A 483-nucleotide genomic window follows, 5' to 3' on the forward strand; every position below is an offset into this window, starting at 1 on the left:
GCTTTTTTTGATGCCATGAGAGCGCAAGTATCGAGCGAACTTGCTCCTAAGCCATGCGGCTGTGTCGGCTGTTCGCTCCCTCTGGCTGGTGGGAAAGAGTTCCCGCCTGTCCTTGCTTTTGATGGCTGCGACGTAGTCCGGAAACCCGGCATCAAGCAACACTTTCGGCACCGGAATTGACCCTGTGCTATGCCTCTGTCGAGTTCGGTATTTGGAGGCAGTGGCGCCTTCCGATTCCGTCGCAGCTCGATTCTTGAGCACGATGCACATCAGTCCGGCGGGCTCGATGATGTCGTCGATAGACAGCGCAGCCGCCTCCGATGCCCGGACACCCATGTAGAGTCCGAGCAAGGGGGCCCAAAAAAGCAGCGGTTCGTTGGCTGCCCATTGATCGTAGGCCGGAGATGCGAAAATCGTCGCTAGGTCGCTCTCAGCAAGACGCTGCGGGCGTTGGCGGTGAGATTCGGCATTCATAACAAATGC

General features: G+C 57.8%; 1 protein-coding gene. It reads right to left on the reverse strand.

Going from position 1 to position 483, the window contains the following annotated elements; all coding sequences use genetic code 11:
- The coding region (locus AC1KVG_RS21785; RefSeq protein ID WP_481095809.1) for a site-specific integrase at window positions 1-483 on the reverse strand (483 nt) is incomplete at both ends.

The sequence above is a fragment of the Xanthomonas sp. NCPPB 3959 genome (genome assembly GCF_056675575.1).